The sequence below is a fragment of the Marinomonas sp. 15G6-16 genome (assembly GCF_055809555.1).
On record NZ_CM147916.1, the window covers coordinates 3,051,450 to 3,067,139 of the forward strand.

Genomic DNA, 15,690 nt, shown 5'->3' on the forward strand with positions numbered 1-15,690 from the left:
AACTGGTCAACCAATTTTTATTTGGTTGACCAAAAAAATCTTTGGTTCAATATGTTGCTCATATTTTAAGTTGTTTGTTCGATTGGCATATTGAATGTAATGAAGGTGGCAGTGTGAAAAGCTTTATGACAGAAGATTTTTTACTAACAACGGAAACCGCTAGGCGCTTGTACCATGAGTATGCCGCTGAGCAGCCGATTTATGACTACCATTGCCACCTGAATCCTCAAGAAATTGCTGAAAATCGCTGCTTTAATGATCTTGGTGAAATTTGGTTAGAAGGCGATCACTACAAATGGCGAGCAATGCGTGCTGCTGGTGTAGAAGAGCGGCTAATCACAGGTGATGCGAGCTTTAAAGACAAATATCAGGCTTGGTCACAAACGGTCCCACAATGTATTGGTAACCCGATTTATCACTGGACGCATTTGGAATTGCGTCGTCCTTTTGGATTGTCTAATTTGATTTTTTCACCAGATACCGCTCCTGAAATTTGGGATCAATGTAATGAAATGCTGAAACAGCCGACGTTTTCAGCGCGCGGTATTATGCAACAAATGAATGTAAAAATGGTGGGTACTACGGACGACCCTACGGATGATTTAGCACATCATAAATTTATCGCCAATGACGAGACGTTTGATATAGAAGTCACACCAAGCTGGCGACCGGATCGTGCCTTTAAGGTGGATCATATTGGTTTCAATGATTACCTGAGCAAGCTTGGTCAAGCTGCAAATATAAACATTTTGCGCTTTAGTGATTTGATTGATGCTTTGGCGAAACGCCTTGAGGTGTTTGACGCTCATGGTTGTCGCAGCGCTGATCATGGTATTGAAATCATGCGTTATGCCAATGAGCCAAAGGAAATAGATTTGGATACTATTTTATCCAAACGAATGAATGAACAACCATTAACCGAGCTTGAAATTTCACAATTTTCGAGTGCAGTTCAAGTGTGGTTGGGTAAACAATACGCCAAAAAAGGTTGGGTAATGCAACTGCATATTGGTGCACGTCGCAATAATGCCTCACGAATGTTTAAGTTGTTAGGTGGTGATTCAGGGTTCGATTCAATGGATGACCGTGCTTTTGCTGAGCCTTTATCTGGTTTTCTAAATGCACTTGATGCAACGGATGAGCTGCCTAAAACCATCTTGTATTGTTTAAACCCGATGCATAACGAAATGCTAGCAACCATGGCGGGTAATTTCCAAGGCGGTGGTGTTGCAGGTAAGGTGCAGTTTGGTTCTGGCTGGTGGTTCAATGACCAATTGGATGGTATGCAAAGGCAGCTTACCAGTGTGGCGCAAATGGGATTACTCAGTCAATTTGTTGGCATGCTGACGGACTCTCGTAGCTTTTTGTCCTATACGCGCCATGAGTATTTTCGCAGATTGTTGTGTGAAATGATCGCTGGTTGGGTAGAGCGAGGTGAAGCGCCTGCGGACCTAGCGTTATTAGGTAATATGGTGACAAATATTTGCGCAGGCAATGCTAAAAAATATTTCAATTTATAGGGCTGATTATTCCCTTTATTTAAGTAATCGCTGAATACAACGCGTCATCAAGGATTATTATGAATATAAAAACAATAAAGACATTATATGCGCCAGAAAATATTGGTATTGGCATCGTACATATTGGCTTGGGTGCTTTTCATCGTGCTCATCAAGCGGTTTATGTCGAAAAAAACCTAAACCGTAACCTTGGTGGTGATTGGGGGATATGTGCTGTTAATATTCGCTCTAATAGACAATTGGTTGACCAATTAAAAACACAAAATTGTCGCTATCACATAGCTGAATATACAGACAATCAGCACGCTGAATTGAGAGAAATTAACGCCATCAGAGACGCTTTATTTGCGGGGGGAGACAAAGAGGCTTTATTTGAAAAGCTGCTATCGCCTCATACCAAAATAGTGACTCTAACGGTCACTGAAAAAGGCTATTACGTCACGCCATCAGATAAAAAACTACGTCGCGATGACCCAAGCATTCAGCATGATATGCAATCGCCAAGCACACCGAAAACAGCGCCCGGTATTTTGGTGGAAGCCTTATTTCGTCGTAAAGCATTAGGCTTAGCACCGTTTACTATTTTGTCTTGTGACAACATGCCAAATAACGGCGAAATAACACGTCAAGCCGTGTGCGAATTAGCATCACTTCGATCTGAAGAATTTGCCAAATGGATTAAAGAAAACGTGGCGTTTCCTTGCTCTATGGTGGATAGAATTGTGCCCGCCATGACAGATGAATCACGAGCGCGACTACAAGCTGAATTAGATTGTAATGATCCAAATGCGGTGATGTGTGAAGCCTTTAGCCAATGGGTTGTGGAAGATAACTTCCTATTAGGTCGACCAGATTGGGAATTGGATGGTGTTCAAATGGTAAAAGATGTTCATCCATTTGAAACCATGAAACTGCGTTTGTTAAATGGCAGTCATTCTTTGTTGGCCTATGTTGGCTCCGCAGCAAAACTAAACACAGTTGCAGACGCCGCAGCAGACCCAAAATTGGTTGCCTTGATTCGTCACTATATGACTCTAGAGGCTGCACCTACTTTGGATATGCCAGAAAGCGTTGATGTTCAAGCTTACATAGAGAATCTCATTCGACGCTTTTCAAACGACAGCTTGCAACATAAGTTGGCGCAGATCGGTATGGACGGATCACAGAAAATTCCTCAGCGCTGGTTGCCCGTAGCTGAAAATAGATTGGCTTTGAGTCAAGAAATACCAGCGATTGCATTAGGGATTGCCGCTTGGCTTTTTTATGTTCGCGGAGAATCTGTGACAGGTCAAACTCACATTGTGGATGACCCAATGTCGCAAACATTTAGCGAGATTCATGCTCGTAATTCGGATCCAGAAAGCCTTATTCGAGAGATGCTGAGATTAGAAAGCGTTTTCCCAGAAAGCCTCAGACAAGACAACGGCTTCTTTCAATCCGTTTTGAAGTCTTATTTAACATTGACAACAAAGGGTGTGGTTGACTGTTTGCAGTTCGATCAACCCGATACAGCACGTTTCGGAGAATAGAATGGAACATACTTGGCGTTGGTTCGGACCAAATGATGACACAACCTTAATAGACATTCGTCAATGTGGTGCAACAGGCGTTGTTACTGCGTTACATGAAATTCCTAATGGCGATGTTTGGCCTATTGAAGCCATACAAGCGCGTAAAACTATGATCGAAAGTCATGGCTTGCGTTGGTCTGTGGTGGAGAGCGTCCCTGTACATGAAGACATTAAAAAGCGCACAGGGAAGTATCTTGAATACATAGAGAACTACAAGCAAACACTTGCGAATTTATCCGCCTGTGGCATAGACACTGTGTGTTACAACTTTATGCCTGTTTTGGATTGGACACGTACCGATTTGGCCTATGAATTGCCGGATGGTTCCCGCGCACTTCGATTTGATCAAACTGCATTTGCGGCGTTTGAGCTCTATATTTTAGAACGCAAAGGCGCAGAGCTGGAATACAGTGATGCAGAAAAAGCCGAAGCAAAAACCTTCCTTGAAAACTTAAAAGAGGAGGATAAAAACTGCTTAGTTGCCAACATCATTGCAGGCTTACCTGGCGCGGAAGAAAGCTACACGCTAGAGCAATTCCGTGACAAATTAGCGGAATACGACCATATCGACCGAGACGGACTTCGTCAGAGCCTCAAGTTTTTTTGGAAGCGATTGTGCCTGTTGCAGAGCAGGGCGGATTGAAGCTTGCGATTCACCCAGATGATCCGCCGCGTCCTATTCTAGGCTTGCCGCGCGTTGTATCAGTCAAAGACGATGTGCAATGGTTGTTGGACGCAGTACCAAGCGCTTCAAACGGCATTACCTTGTGTACAGGTTCTTACGGTGTGCGTGCAGATAATGACTTGGTCGACATGATTGAGCGCTTTGGTTCGAGCATCTTTTTCACTCATTTGCGATCTACAAAGCGAGAAGAAGTGGCTGGTAGCTTCCATGAAGCCTCTCACCTTGGAGGTGATGTAGACATGGTTGGTGTAGTGAGTGCGTTAATTAAAGAAGAGCAAAAGCGTGAAGGTAGCGATGCTTTTCACCTGATTCCAATGAGGCCGGATCATGGTCATCAAATCCTGAATGACTTGGCGAAAGATGCAAAACCTGGCTATTCGACATTAGGAAGAATGAAAGGGCTTGCTGAAGTTCGTGGTTTAGAAATGGGCTTAAAAAGCATGCTTAAAGCGTCTAAATAAAAATGCTTTAGAATAGGGTGAATAAAAAATGCCTTCTGTCTCGTTGGGACAGAAGGCATTTTTGTATGAGTCAGTTAAGTTCGCATTAAAACTAGCTTGTGCACAGTCGTTCTGTGCGTTATATTGAATTTGTTCTGCACAAGGAGGCTGTGCGATAAATGTCATTAGAATTTAGGGATAAATGGTTAGAGTGCTTTTATGAAGAGGATCAGCGACATCGTTTAATTCCAAATAACCTCATGAGCGCATTGTATCGAAAGCTAGAAATTCTGGATGCTGCTCAAAGTGAAGCTGATTTGAGAGTACCTCCAGGGAATCGTTTTGAGCGCTTGGATGGAAATTTGAAAGGTTGGTGTTCTATTCGAGTAAACAAACAATATCGTTTAATTTTTAAATGGATCGATGGAGTCGCATTTAGCACTTACCTTGATCCACATAAATATTAAGGTTGGACAAAAAAATGCGTAAGACAAAACGTCGTCCAGTTGGTGTTGGTGAAATGCTAAAGCTGGAATTCTTAGAGCCTATGGGCATTACATCAAAAGCACTGGCTGATGCTATGGGCGTTCATCGGAATACCGTCAGTAATCTAGTTAATGGTGGCGTATTAACTGCTCCAATAGCTATCAAACTAGCAGCAGCGCTTGGAAATACACCGGAGTTTTGGTTAAACATCCAACACTCGGTTAACCTTTGGGACACTCGAAACCGCTACCAAGACGAAGCTAAAATGGTCAAATCATTGCTGCCTGAAACAAGTCAAATATAGTAGGCCGATAAAACTCATTTTCAATCTTCTCCTTGAGACAAAAGGGGAAGGAATTAGCGAATTCAGTTTGGCGTATTGCTGCGCTTTAACTGCATACGGCGTAAGAATTCCGACATGATGTGCATATAAAGTTCATCACCTAGATATTTATCTTCCACGCCACGGTCGATACTTGGGTTATCATTCACTTCAATGACGTAACCACGGCCATTAATTTCTTTTACATCTACACCATATAAACCGTCGCCAATGGGTTTGGTGGCGGCAATAGCAGCTTGTAACACCCGTCTTGGTACTTCAAACGTTGGCAAGGTATCAAAACCACCACTTTGGCTTTTGGTTCCGCTGTGTTGATAAATCTGCCAATGGTTTTTCACCATGTAATAACGACAAGCGAAGATAGGCTTGTTGTTTAACACGCCAATACGCCAGTCAAATTCAGTGTACAAATATTCTTGCACCAATAATAAAGACGATTTTTTGAATAAAGTATTCAGGCTTTCCGTCAATGCTTCACGGTTTTCTGCTTTAATCACGCCTTTTGAAAACGCGCCGTCAGGGATTTTCACTACCATTGGGTAGTTGATAACCGCTTCCAACGCCTCTTCTACGTCTTTTTCCCCTTTGTGTACGATGCGGGTTTTCGGGCAAGGTACTTTGTGGGTGTTAAACAAATCGGCCAAATACACCTTGTTGGTACAACGCATGATGGATTGCGGATCGTCCATGACAACCAAACCAGCGGCTTCAGCTTTTTTCGCGAAGCGGTAAGTGTGGTGGTCTATGTTGGTTGTTTCACGAATGAAAAGACCATCGTATTCTGGCAAGCGCATGATGTCTTTTGGCCCAATCATGTCGACCTGAATGCCCAGTTGCTTGCCTGCTTGCACAAACTTCTTCAGAGCTTGAGCATCACTTGGCGGCATGGCTTCTTCTGGGTTGACCAACATAGCCAAGTCAAACTTCGCGGTACGCAAGGCACGACTCTTGTTCCATACCTTGGTGCTGAAGGCTTCCAAAGATTCTGCAAACAAGGTTTCTTCTTCGTCGTTTAAATTCTTGTGGGAAGTGATTTGTAAATCACTCACTTGCCAGGTTTTACGGAATTTCAATTTTACTTCTAATACAGGACAAGCAAAGGCTTCGAACATTTTTCGAGCGAATTCTTTCATCTCTGGTTGCGTACTTTTGCCAAACACACAGTGAAAGCTCAATTCCGTTGGCGCTTCTGGCGTGCCCAATTTTTGCGCGAGTGCCGGCAGCAATTGCGCCACTTGCATTTCATACAGGGCTTTTTTACTGATGTCATTTAAGACACGAACAGAAGGCATAACGTGATGGCCACGGCTTTCCGCCAACAGAGAACAGTAATATCCGTCAGACAAATATTTGCTGCTTTTACAAAGGTTGATGATGCGCGTACGTCCTTGGCTTTTGGGCGCCAAGTTTAGGTATTGAGTAAAAGTGATGACTCGATCACTGGGTAAAAACGCAGACCAATCTTTGGCCTGATCAACAACAATGTACGTCTGTGACATTGGCTTTGTATTTCCTTCTAAATAGACTCTATTGAGTTTGCTTGTAATGCCTTTCTGAAGGGCGTTTCAGCGTTGTTTATACGCCTTTAATTTGAGCGGATAATGCGCCTGTTTTGATCATTTAACAATCGTTTTTTATCGTAAAAAATAAATATTTTTTGATTAATTATTAAGCTATCTTTTTAAAACTTTTCGTCCTAGAATGCGCGAAATTTTCGTCGTTCTGTTTAATCTATCGCAAGAGTTAAAGGATCGACTTTGGTAACTTTTTGCCCTTTCCTGAGGCGACCTAATGACTGCAAACCGCTCCACAACAACCGCTGATCCTGTACCAGATTTAGCTTCTTTAAATGTCGATATTCGTCCCGCGACAATGGACGATTTAAAAGCCTTACTCGCACTCGAAGAAAGCGCATTTTCTGGTGACCGCTTAAACCGCCGAAGCTTTCGCCGAGCAATCAGCAGCACAGGCTCGTCTTTATTAGTCGCCGTTGGAAACGAACAGAATTTACTAGGTTATGCGCTGTTGCATCTTCGACAAGGAACAAGGTTGGCACGCTTATATTCCCTTGCAGTGTCGCCAAAGGCTCGTGGATTAGGAATTGGAAAACAGTTAATACAAGCCTGCGAGCACAAAGCCATTAAAAAAGGTAAAAACTTACTGCGTTTAGAAGTCAGTGACGTGAACAAAAGTGCCATCGCCTTATATCAAGCCATGGGATATCGTGAGTTTGGCCATTACGACGCCTACTACGAAGACCAAACAGACGCCATTCGCATGCAAAAAACATTGCGTTATCTAAGCAGCGAACAAACATCTCGCCCTTTACCATGGTTAGCGCAAGGCACCCCATTTACCTGTGGCCCGGCTTCACTGCAAATGGTGTTGTCCGCTTTAAACCCTGACTATCAAGCCACACCAAACGACGAATTAGAAATTTGGCGAGAAGCAACCACCATCTTCATGACATCTGGTCATGGCGGTTGTCATCCAATGGGCTTAGCTCTAGCAGCACAGAAACGAGGTTTAACCGCTGAAATATGGCTAAGCGAACAAGCGCCTTTATTTGTCGCTGGGGTGCGAGATGAATTGAAAAAAGAAGTGATAACGCGAGTACATGAAAGCTTCAGCGAGCAATGTGCCACAGCAAAGTTAGCAGTGCACTATTCTGTTATGCCATTAGAGCAATTAATTCGTGCTTTTGAATCTGGCGCTTTACCAATCATCTTGATCAGTACTTATCGAATGGATGGCAAAAAAGCCCCTCATTGGGTCGTCATGTCAGGCTACGACGAACATTGTATTCTGGTGCATGACCCAGATTATGAAGCCAAAGACGACACACAAAACCCATTGGATTGCCAATTTGTCCCCATTGCTCGTAATGAGTTTGAGAAGATGTCTCGCTTTGGTCAGAGCCGTTTGCAAGCGACTGTTGTGTTGAGTTTTTAAAGTTCTTTCTTATTGCACAAAAATACAAGCGGAGCGCTTTCAGTCCTGACACAATAAGGAAAATCAATAAATGGAGGATGTTAGATGAAAGTGGCTTTTACCAGTGACAACATCGCGGGTGCGTCAGATTCTGTCATGGCAGCAATAATGGCTGCGAATCAGGGCGATACAATGCCTTATGGAAATGATGATTACACAGCACAAGTGACGCGCATGTTTGCTGAGCTTTTTGAATGTGATGTGGATGTATTTTTGGTTTCCACAGGAACAGCGGCAAATGTATTAAGTTTAAGTGCGATGACACCGCCGTGGGGAAGTGTGCTTTGTCACTCAGAAAGCCATATTTTGAATGATGAATGCTCAGCTCCTGAATTTTATACAGGTGGCGCCCGTTTGGTTGGGATTGGCGGTAAAGACGCGAAAATCGATCCTGTTAAATTAAAAGCGTTAGCTCACCAAAAAAAGGCGATGTACATTCTTGTCAGCCTTCCTCTGTGAGCGTGTCGCAAGTGACAGAAGTCGGTAGTGTTTACACTTTAGAAGAACTGAAAGCCATTACAGCGATTGCAAAAGAAGCAGGCTTGCCTGTTCATATGGATGGAGCGCGTTTTGCCAATGCTTTGGTTGCTTTAAGTTGTACGCCTGCTGAGATGACTTGGAAAGCGGGCGTGGATATTTTGTCTTTTGGGGCAACGAAAAATGGTGCCATGACAGCGGAAGCCATTGTGGTATTCAAAAAGTCTTTGGCGAAAGACTTGGGGCACCTTCGCAAACGTGGCGGACATTTGCATTCTAAGATGCGTTTATTAGCGTCACAAATGATTGCTTATTTGACGGACGAGCTGTGGCGAACCAATGCTGAGCATGCGAACACTATGATGGCGCTTTTACAGGATGGTTTGAAAGATATTTCAGGTGTGGAAATTAATACGCCAGCTCAAGCAAACATGCTCTTTTGCACTATGCCAACACCCATGATTGAGCACTTATTAGCTGAAGGTTATGCTTTTTACACAGGGCGTTGGGCCGAAGGCGTGATTCGTCTAGTGACGTCTTTTCGTACGCCAAAAGAAGGCGTAGAAGCTTTTGTCGAGAGTGCAAAGCGCTTTGCAGAGCAGGGCGTTTAACTCTGTTAAAACTAAATGTTTTAAAATCAGCTTCATCTAAATAAAAGAGCCAGTGAATATTGGATATTCACTGGCTCTTTTGGTTTTCAATCGCTTTATTTAGAGACTTATTTCTCAAGCAATAGATTTGGTAGTGTCATTGAAATTGATGGAATGAAAGTCACTAAAATCAATGCAGCTAACATGGCGATATAGAAGGGCCAGATGGTTTTAACGGCTTTTTGAATCGTTACCTTACCGACAACGCAGCCGACAAATAAGCAGGCACCTACTGGAGGAGTACAAAGTCCTAGTCCCAAGTTCATCATCATCATAATGCCAAAGTGGACAGGATCCATACCAAAGCCCGCTGCGATGGGCAGGAATATTGGTGTACAAATAAGAATGAGTGCCGCCATATCCATGATCATTCCTAAGCATAAAAGCAAAAGATTGAGCATGATTAGAATCATGATTGGATTATCAGAGATCGACGTGATGAAAGCTGACATAACGGCAGGCACTTGATAAAACGCCAACATGTAGCCAAAAGCAGAAGCACTACCGATTAGGATCATCACCATACCTGTAGTTCTGATAGATCCTGTAACGGCTAACACAAACCCTTTGAAGTCCATTGTTCGATATACAAGAAAAGATACCAACATTGCATAGACGGCACCAATAGCACCAGATTCTGTAACAGTGAAAATGCCAGACAAAGTGCCACCTACAACGATAATGGCAGTAATCAAACCAGGCACTGACGCAAGGAAGGAGAGAGCTAATATTTTTAAGCCAACAAAAGGTTCTGTTGGGAATTTTTTCTTGATAGCAATCCAGCGAGCGACACAGGCAAGTAAGACACACATTAATATGCCTGGAACGATACCCGCCATAAATAGACTTGAGATGGATATACCACCACCGGCAGCAACAACATATAAAATCATGTTATGGCTAGGAGGAATTACAATACCGGCAATAGAGGAGGTGACTGTTACGTTTACGGCGAAATCGTCGTCATAACCTTTTTCCTTCATGACAGGAATAAGCAAAGAGCCTAATGCTGAAATATCTGCGACGGCGGAACCTGAAATACCACCGAAAAGCATACTAGAGAAGATGTTTACTTGCGCAAGGCCTCCACGCATCCAGCCAACAGACGCTGCTGCAAAACGAATTAACCTAGCTGCGATGCCGCCGTGTAGCATCAACTCACCAGCAAAAATGAAAAAAGGAACAGCAAGTAAGGCAAATGTAGACATACCAGCGACTATGCGTTGGAAACCTACCATAAGTGGTAGACCTTCAAACATAAAAGCAGAAATAGCTGCGATAGCCAAAGCAAAGGCCACAGGAACGCCCATAACCATAACAAGAGCAAAAACACCAAGTAAAATAGCTAAGCCCATTTTATTTATTCTCCTGGTTAATGGTTGTAGGACGTATTAATTGATTCAAGGTTCTGACAACTCGATCAAGTGAAAAAATAAATATTAAAGCCCCTGATATAATCACTGGGTAGTATCGAAAAGCGGCACTAATATCTAGAAGAGGAATTCTTTTTGCTGCAGAGAACTGAGCTAAATCAATTGCGCTAGATGCCATGAGAAATCCAAAGATTCCCATAATAATATCGGCTAGAAGCCCAATAAATATTTGTCCGGACACAGGTAAAAACTGAGTGAAAATATCGACACTTAAATGTGTTCTTTCATGAATACCAACAGACGCGGTTAAAAAACCAATAGTGATAACAAGTAATAAAGAAAGTTGCTCAACCCATGTAGGCGTGTCATTTAGAACATAGCGTCCATAAACTAGCCAAGCGAAAGTAAAAACTAAAACGAGCATGCCAAGACCGGAAATCAAGTTGACGAGTCGTTTAACATAAACAAGTAATGTGTCGTATACCTGAAGGATATTGATTTTATTCATAATGAGCCTCAAAAAGCGGGAACTCAAAAAAACGGAAAACAGATTAAAAGCGGGAACAGATTAAATCATGTTCCCGCTTGTTATCACCTAATCGACTTTTTTAATGTCTTCAATGTACGACGCTAAGATAGGCGTTGCTTTGATGGCTTTTTCATACACAGGCCCCATTAAGTCAGAAAATGCTTTAGGGTCGTCTACTTCGTTGAACTTCACGCCAGCTTTCTCAGCAAGCTCACGACTTGCTTTAACTCGTTTAGCCCAAAGTTCACGCTGCATAGCAACACTTTTATCTGCTTCACGTTGCACAATTACTTTGTCTTCTTCAGACAGACTATTCCAAGCTTTTGTACTTACGCAAAGGCACTCAGGAATAATAAGGTGGTTTGACATAGAGTAGTATTTAGCCACTTCATAGTGGTTGGAAGATTCGAATGATGGTGGATTGTTTTCAGCACCATCTACGACACCAGTTTTTAGCGACTGGTACACTTCACTGTAGGCCATAGGCGTTGCGTTACCGCCAAGTTCAGCAACCATGTCTACATACAGTTCGTTGTTCATTACACGGAACTTCATTCCGTTCACGTCACTAGGCTTTGATATAGGCTTAGTATTGTTGTAGAAAGAACGTGAACCTGCATCATACCAACCGATCGCCATGATGCCTGAAGGTGCCATATCATTACTTAGGCGTTTACCAAAAGGGCCATCCATTACACGATACATGTGATCGACATCTTTAAAGATGAAAGGTAGAGATACGATATTGGTTTCAGGAATTTCGGTACCCATTGGCCCAAGACTAAAACCAGCAAAATGAATAGAGCCGATTTGCATCATTTGGATCGCATCACCTTGGCTGCCTAAAACACCACCATGGTAAAGGTTTCCAGAGACACGGCCATCGGTCGCTTCTTCAACATTTTCAATGAAAGAGTCAAGAGCGTCACTGATAGGGTAGTTTTGAGTATGGATATTCCAGCCAGTCCATGCGGAAAGTGCGGAACCAGAGAAGGCAAGGCCAGCAGCAAGTGCAGCAGATGCGATAAGAGTTTTTTTCATTGTTTTTATCCTCTTTTTTTATTTTTTGTGTGCTTTTAAAAAAGCGTTTTTTATTATGAGCTTTAATTTCTAACGCATCTTAATAAGAATGACAATAGTGCTATTGTATTATTTTCTCCATTTGGAATTTAAATCATTGAAAATTAAAGAATGATTGGTATGTATTAATATGTAATGTAGCTATTTATTAAATGTATTTTTAAAAGAGGTTAAAAAATTTAAGGAACCTAAATGAGCTGTTTTGGTTTAAGAGGTATGAAGTCGATACTGAGAAGGGGAAATTTGATAAGCCATTTTGAACATTCGATTAAAGTGGCTCTGGTCATAAAAGCCATTGGCTGTGGCAATGTCTGCGATCATCGCTTTTGAATGAGCAAGGCCAATACAAGCTCTTTCGAGTCTGAGGCGCATCAACCAAGCATGTGGTGCAAGGCCGATTTGTTTTTGGAAGCGTCGGATGAATTGAAAACGGGTGAGATCCGTTAAGCTGGCTAATTCGTCTAAGGTGATTTTGTTGTGTAAATTCGATTCGCAATAGTCTCTAATTTTTATAAATGCTTGTTTTCCAATCAGATAGTCTTCTTTTAGCTCAGACTTTTTATCCGCTAAATATAAAAGCTCCGCTAAACTGCTTATTAAGAGACTGTCTTTTTGTAAATCGGCTTGTTCAGACTGCAAAGAGGCTTTTAATTGCAGCAAATTACTGACTAGCTCTGGATGATGAATCACGTTAGGCGCTAGTTGCTGATGGACGTCATGGTATTGGCTATCAAAAAAGAAGGTATTTAATCGATCGGGTGAAATCCGGAAAGTGGTTAAGTGATATGTCTCTTCACCTTGTTCATTCCCGTTGTGCACGACATCCGGTGGCATAATACAAATATCACCAAGTTTGAGATGATGCTTTTGACCTTCCCATGTTTGGTGCAAAGTGCCTTGGGTAACCAAGCCGATGTGATAATCCAAATGAAAGTGTGGCTGAAATGAGAATTGAGCAGAAGTTGCTTCACCAATGGTGAACCCTGGTAACGCATCAAGATGCTGATAATGAAAAGTATCCTTTATCGTCATGTTGTCATTCTCTGCTTTTAGACTCTAAATAAACATTTGCTTTCTTTGTGATATTTCACGAATACATTAGGCTTGTTATGTTACCGGCAACTTTGTTGTCTCGCTTGTATTTCTGTGCATTTATTTTATTAACTTAATGTAACAATTATTACAAATCATCACGACTGTCTGTACCAAGGTACAATAGAGTGATTTCCTGCATGGGCCTATCTTATTACTCATTATAGAGTCTATTTAGGAAGCGCCATTATGAATCACAATCAGCAGCAATTTGCGACTTTAGGAGAGCCAATAGGTTTCATTTCCCAACTTGGTGGTTCAGCAATTGTTCAGTCTATTGGTGGTCAGGATCGATCCATAAAAATAGGCGATTCCGTCTTCTACAGTGAGACAGTGGTTACTCAGAGTGGTGATAGCGTTCTCATTACCTTCATTGATGAAACCGAAATGGCTATTGGGCCTTATTCTACGATTGAGTTATCGGATGATGTGCATGACTTTTATCATGTGGATGACTTTATCCAGAGCTCAACTGTGTCTACTAGCGAACTTCAACAGGCTATTTTAGATGGCGCAGACCCAACTTTGATTCAAGAAGCGCCAGAAGCGGGTGAAACCATTATTGATGATCAGCATCGAGTAGATGTGAATATTGACCGCAATAATGAAGGCGCTTTGCCTGGTTACGGCTTTGATACAAACAGTGTTTCGACACTAGCGTTAACAGCGGAAGAAACTCATGATGCCAATGTAGCTGATCTAGTGGCGGCTAGCGTTAGTGCAGACTTAGTAGCGACTGAAGATACAACTTCTATAGACACTGCGCCTGAAGAGGATGATTCTGTTGCTGTTATTGATCGCTCATTGAGTCCTGAGGAGCCTGTTGCGGACACAAGTGCTGATGCTGGAGTCGTTGTTGTCGATGATATTACGTCAGACGATGTGATTAACTTAGCGGAAAGCAATCAGATTATTATCGTGACAGGAACGGCTACGGGTGGCGATATTTCGGAAGACGATCTTGTTACTTTAGTTATTAATAATCAGACGTACACAACAAGAGTTGCTTCTGATGGTACTTGGTCTGTCGAGGTTGTAGGAGCTGACTTAGCAGAAGATGCCAAATTTACGGCCGTTGTTAGTTCGAGCGATACGGCGGGCAACACAGTTGAGAGTATTGGAAGTTCTGTACATAGTGTGGATACAAAAGCCTTTGGGCAGATTGATACATACAAGGTAACCGATGATGCAACGATTAGTTCAAGTGAGTCTGCGGTTGGTGAACTGGTTGAAATTACTGGTTATGTGGGCAATGACGTCCGTCCTGGAGATCTGATTACTGTCAATCTGGATGACTTGGAAATTGGTCGAGGCATTGTTTCTGATGTTCAAGACTCTAACGGTAAATATCTCTATACCGTTAGTGTGTTAGGTTCTGATCTTGCGAATACAGCTCAAACGAATCCGAATATTACGGTGATCGTTTCAGGAGAAGATGATGCAGGAAACCCTTTTTCAACTCAAACGACAGAAGTCTATTTTATTGAGGAAACGACGTACGCTGATGCTTATGTTTTTCTTGCGGATACCAATTACGATGGTGTAATTACGGAAGGTGAAGCGGAAAACCTGCTGGTTGCAGGCTGGATTCAAACAGCTCACTCTGTTTCTTCTATTGTGATTACGGACAGCGAAGGTGAAACGCTTACGGTTTCCACAGGTGTTACGAGTGATGACGATGGGAGTTGGGTGTATTTTGAAAACTCAATTGATGTCTCTAGGTTATCGAATGGCGCATTAAGCGTGGTTGTTAACGTTGCTGACTCTAGTGGTGTTGTTGCGCCTTCAGAAGCTGAGGTGATTACAAAGGATACTGACGAAGACACAGGTGTTATGTATTTGAGTGACACGGTATCGATCAATGCCAGAATTGCTGAGATTGATGATGTTCAAACTGGATCTGTGGCTGATAGCTCTATTGAAGGAGCAGCATCGGATGATGATTTGAGAGGCGCAAGTGGAAACTCTCAAGACACTATTAACGGTAATGGTGGCGATGATGTTCTGATTGGTGGAAATGGCGCTGATACGCTCATGGGAGCAGAAGGGAATGACATTCTAGTGGGTGGAACGCTTGGTGCTGATGATGACAGCATTGATACATTAACTGGCGGTGCGGGAGAAGATACTTTTGTGCTTTCTCAAAGTCATTCACTCGATGTGATTACAGACTTTAATGCAAAAGATGATCGACTAGATTTAACCGCATTACTTTCTGGTTTGTCTGATAATCCTGGTAGCGGTGCCGATACGGATGTTATCGCTGAGTTTCTATCTGCCAATGTGAAAGTTCAAGATCAGAGTGTTGAGGTCAATGGCGCTGCTGTTGCTTCCTTTGGAGCAGATTCAAACTTTGATTCAGATAATAGCAGTGCTGTGACTTCTGTTGATGCCATTAAAGTGATTTTTAATGACCAAGAATACAGCATTAACATTGATGGCTAGTTCATGCT

General features: G+C 42.5%; 11 protein-coding genes and 2 pseudogenes. 8 read left to right on the forward strand and 5 right to left on the reverse strand.

The window, feature by feature from the left end:
* The first annotated feature begins 125 nt into the window (after positions 1-125).
* From uxaC to AC0L46_RS14570, 5 genes and pseudogenes are all read left to right on the forward strand, one after another.
* On the forward strand, positions 126-1,520 hold the full coding sequence (uxaC, locus tag AC0L46_RS14550; protein WP_473504600.1) for a glucuronate isomerase: 1,395 nt from the start codon (positions 126-128) through the stop codon (positions 1,518-1,520).
* A gap of 59 nt (positions 1,521-1,579) precedes the next feature.
* Positions 1,580-3,049: a mannitol dehydrogenase family protein gene (locus AC0L46_RS14555; protein WP_473504602.1), complete on the forward strand. Its 1,470-nt coding sequence runs from the start codon at positions 1,580-1,582 to the stop codon at positions 3,047-3,049.
* A 1-nt stretch (position 3,050) separates the two neighbouring features.
* A pseudogene (gene uxuA / locus AC0L46_RS14560) lies at positions 3,051-4,237 on the forward strand (mannonate dehydratase).
* 158 nt (positions 4,238-4,395) lie between these two features.
* Complete coding sequence (locus AC0L46_RS14565; protein WP_473504604.1) at positions 4,396-4,683, forward strand: type II toxin-antitoxin system RelE/ParE family toxin; 288 nt, start codon at positions 4,396-4,398, stop codon at positions 4,681-4,683.
* A gap of 14 nt (positions 4,684-4,697) precedes the next feature.
* On the forward strand, positions 4,698-5,006 hold the full coding sequence (locus AC0L46_RS14570) for a HigA family addiction module antitoxin (RefSeq protein ID WP_473504606.1): 309 nt from the start codon (positions 4,698-4,700) through the stop codon (positions 5,004-5,006).
* A 62-nt stretch (positions 5,007-5,068) separates the two neighbouring features.
* Here the strand turns inward: AC0L46_RS14570 and AC0L46_RS14575 are convergent, their stop codons facing one another.
* Positions 5,069-6,544 carry a RimK family protein gene (locus tag AC0L46_RS14575; protein ID WP_473504608.1) on the reverse strand — a complete coding sequence of 492 codons (1,476 nt, stop codon included), beginning with the start codon at positions 6,542-6,544 and terminating at the stop codon, positions 5,069-5,071.
* Positions 6,545-6,836: 292 nt separating this feature from the next.
* On the opposite strand from AC0L46_RS14575, the gene AC0L46_RS14580 reads away from it, so the two are divergent.
* Together AC0L46_RS14580 and AC0L46_RS14585 are read left to right on the forward strand one after the other, a co-directional pair.
* Positions 6,837-7,997 carry a GNAT family N-acetyltransferase/peptidase C39 family protein gene (locus AC0L46_RS14580; RefSeq protein WP_473504610.1) on the forward strand — a complete coding sequence of 387 codons (1,161 nt, stop codon included), beginning with the start codon at positions 6,837-6,839 and terminating at the stop codon, positions 7,995-7,997.
* Positions 7,998-8,144: 147 nt separating this feature from the next.
* A pseudogene (locus AC0L46_RS14585) lies at positions 8,145-9,124 on the forward strand (threonine aldolase family protein).
* Between the two features lie 107 nt (positions 9,125-9,231).
* On the opposite strand, the gene AC0L46_RS14590 reads toward AC0L46_RS14585, so the two are convergent.
* From AC0L46_RS14590 to AC0L46_RS14605, 4 genes are all read right to left on the reverse strand, one after another.
* A complete protein-coding gene (locus AC0L46_RS14590; protein ID WP_414680047.1) occupies positions 9,232-10,518 on the reverse strand; it encodes a TRAP transporter large permease in 1,287 nt (428 codons plus the stop codon).
* A 1-nt stretch (position 10,519) separates the two neighbouring features.
* On the reverse strand, positions 10,520-11,044 hold the full coding sequence (locus AC0L46_RS14595) for a TRAP transporter small permease (RefSeq protein ID WP_414680046.1): 525 nt from the start codon (positions 11,042-11,044) through the stop codon (positions 10,520-10,522).
* An 87-nt stretch (positions 11,045-11,131) separates the two neighbouring features.
* On the reverse strand, positions 11,132-12,106 hold the full coding sequence (locus AC0L46_RS14600; protein ID WP_414680045.1) for a TRAP transporter substrate-binding protein: 975 nt from the start codon (positions 12,104-12,106) through the stop codon (positions 11,132-11,134).
* Between the two features lie 246 nt (positions 12,107-12,352).
* Entirely contained in the window at positions 12,353-13,177 is an 825-nt protein-coding gene (locus AC0L46_RS14605; protein ID WP_473504613.1) for a helix-turn-helix domain-containing protein, read from the reverse strand.
* A gap of 249 nt (positions 13,178-13,426) precedes the next feature.
* Between AC0L46_RS14605 and AC0L46_RS14610 the strand changes: the two genes are divergently transcribed.
* Positions 13,427-15,682 (forward strand): retention module-containing protein, encoded by a 2,256-nt coding sequence (locus AC0L46_RS14610; protein ID WP_473504615.1) that lies wholly within the window; start codon positions 13,427-13,429, stop codon positions 15,680-15,682.
* Positions 15,683-15,690 lie beyond the last annotated feature (8 nt).

Bases quoted from the DNA above. Each gene is read 5' to 3' on its own strand.
- uxaC (WP_473504600.1), top strand. From the start codon at position 126: ATGACAGAAGATTTTTTACTAACAACGGAAACCGCTAGGCGCTTGTAC.
- AC0L46_RS14555 (WP_473504602.1), top strand. From the start codon at position 1,580: ATGAATATAAAAACAATAAAGACATTATATGCGCCAGAAAATATTGGT.
- AC0L46_RS14565 (WP_473504604.1), top strand. From the start codon at position 4,396: ATGTCATTAGAATTTAGGGATAAATGGTTAGAGTGCTTTTATGAAGAG.
- AC0L46_RS14570 (WP_473504606.1), top strand. From the start codon at position 4,698: ATGCGTAAGACAAAACGTCGTCCAGTTGGTGTTGGTGAAATGCTAAAG.
- AC0L46_RS14575 (WP_473504608.1), bottom strand. From the start codon at position 6,544: ATGTCACAGACGTACATTGTTGTTGATCAGGCCAAAGATTGGTCTGCG.
- AC0L46_RS14580 (WP_473504610.1), top strand. From the start codon at position 6,837: ATGACTGCAAACCGCTCCACAACAACCGCTGATCCTGTACCAGATTTA.
- AC0L46_RS14590 (WP_414680047.1), bottom strand. From the start codon at position 10,518: ATGGGCTTAGCTATTTTACTTGGTGTTTTTGCTCTTGTTATGGTTATG.
- AC0L46_RS14595 (WP_414680046.1), bottom strand. From the start codon at position 11,044: ATGAATAAAATCAATATCCTTCAGGTATACGACACATTACTTGTTTAT.
- AC0L46_RS14600 (WP_414680045.1), bottom strand. From the start codon at position 12,106: ATGAAAAAAACTCTTATCGCATCTGCTGCACTTGCTGCTGGCCTTGCC.
- AC0L46_RS14605 (WP_473504613.1), bottom strand. From the start codon at position 13,177: ATGACGATAAAGGATACTTTTCATTATCAGCATCTTGATGCGTTACCA.
- AC0L46_RS14610 (WP_473504615.1), top strand. From the start codon at position 13,427: ATGAATCACAATCAGCAGCAATTTGCGACTTTAGGAGAGCCAATAGGT.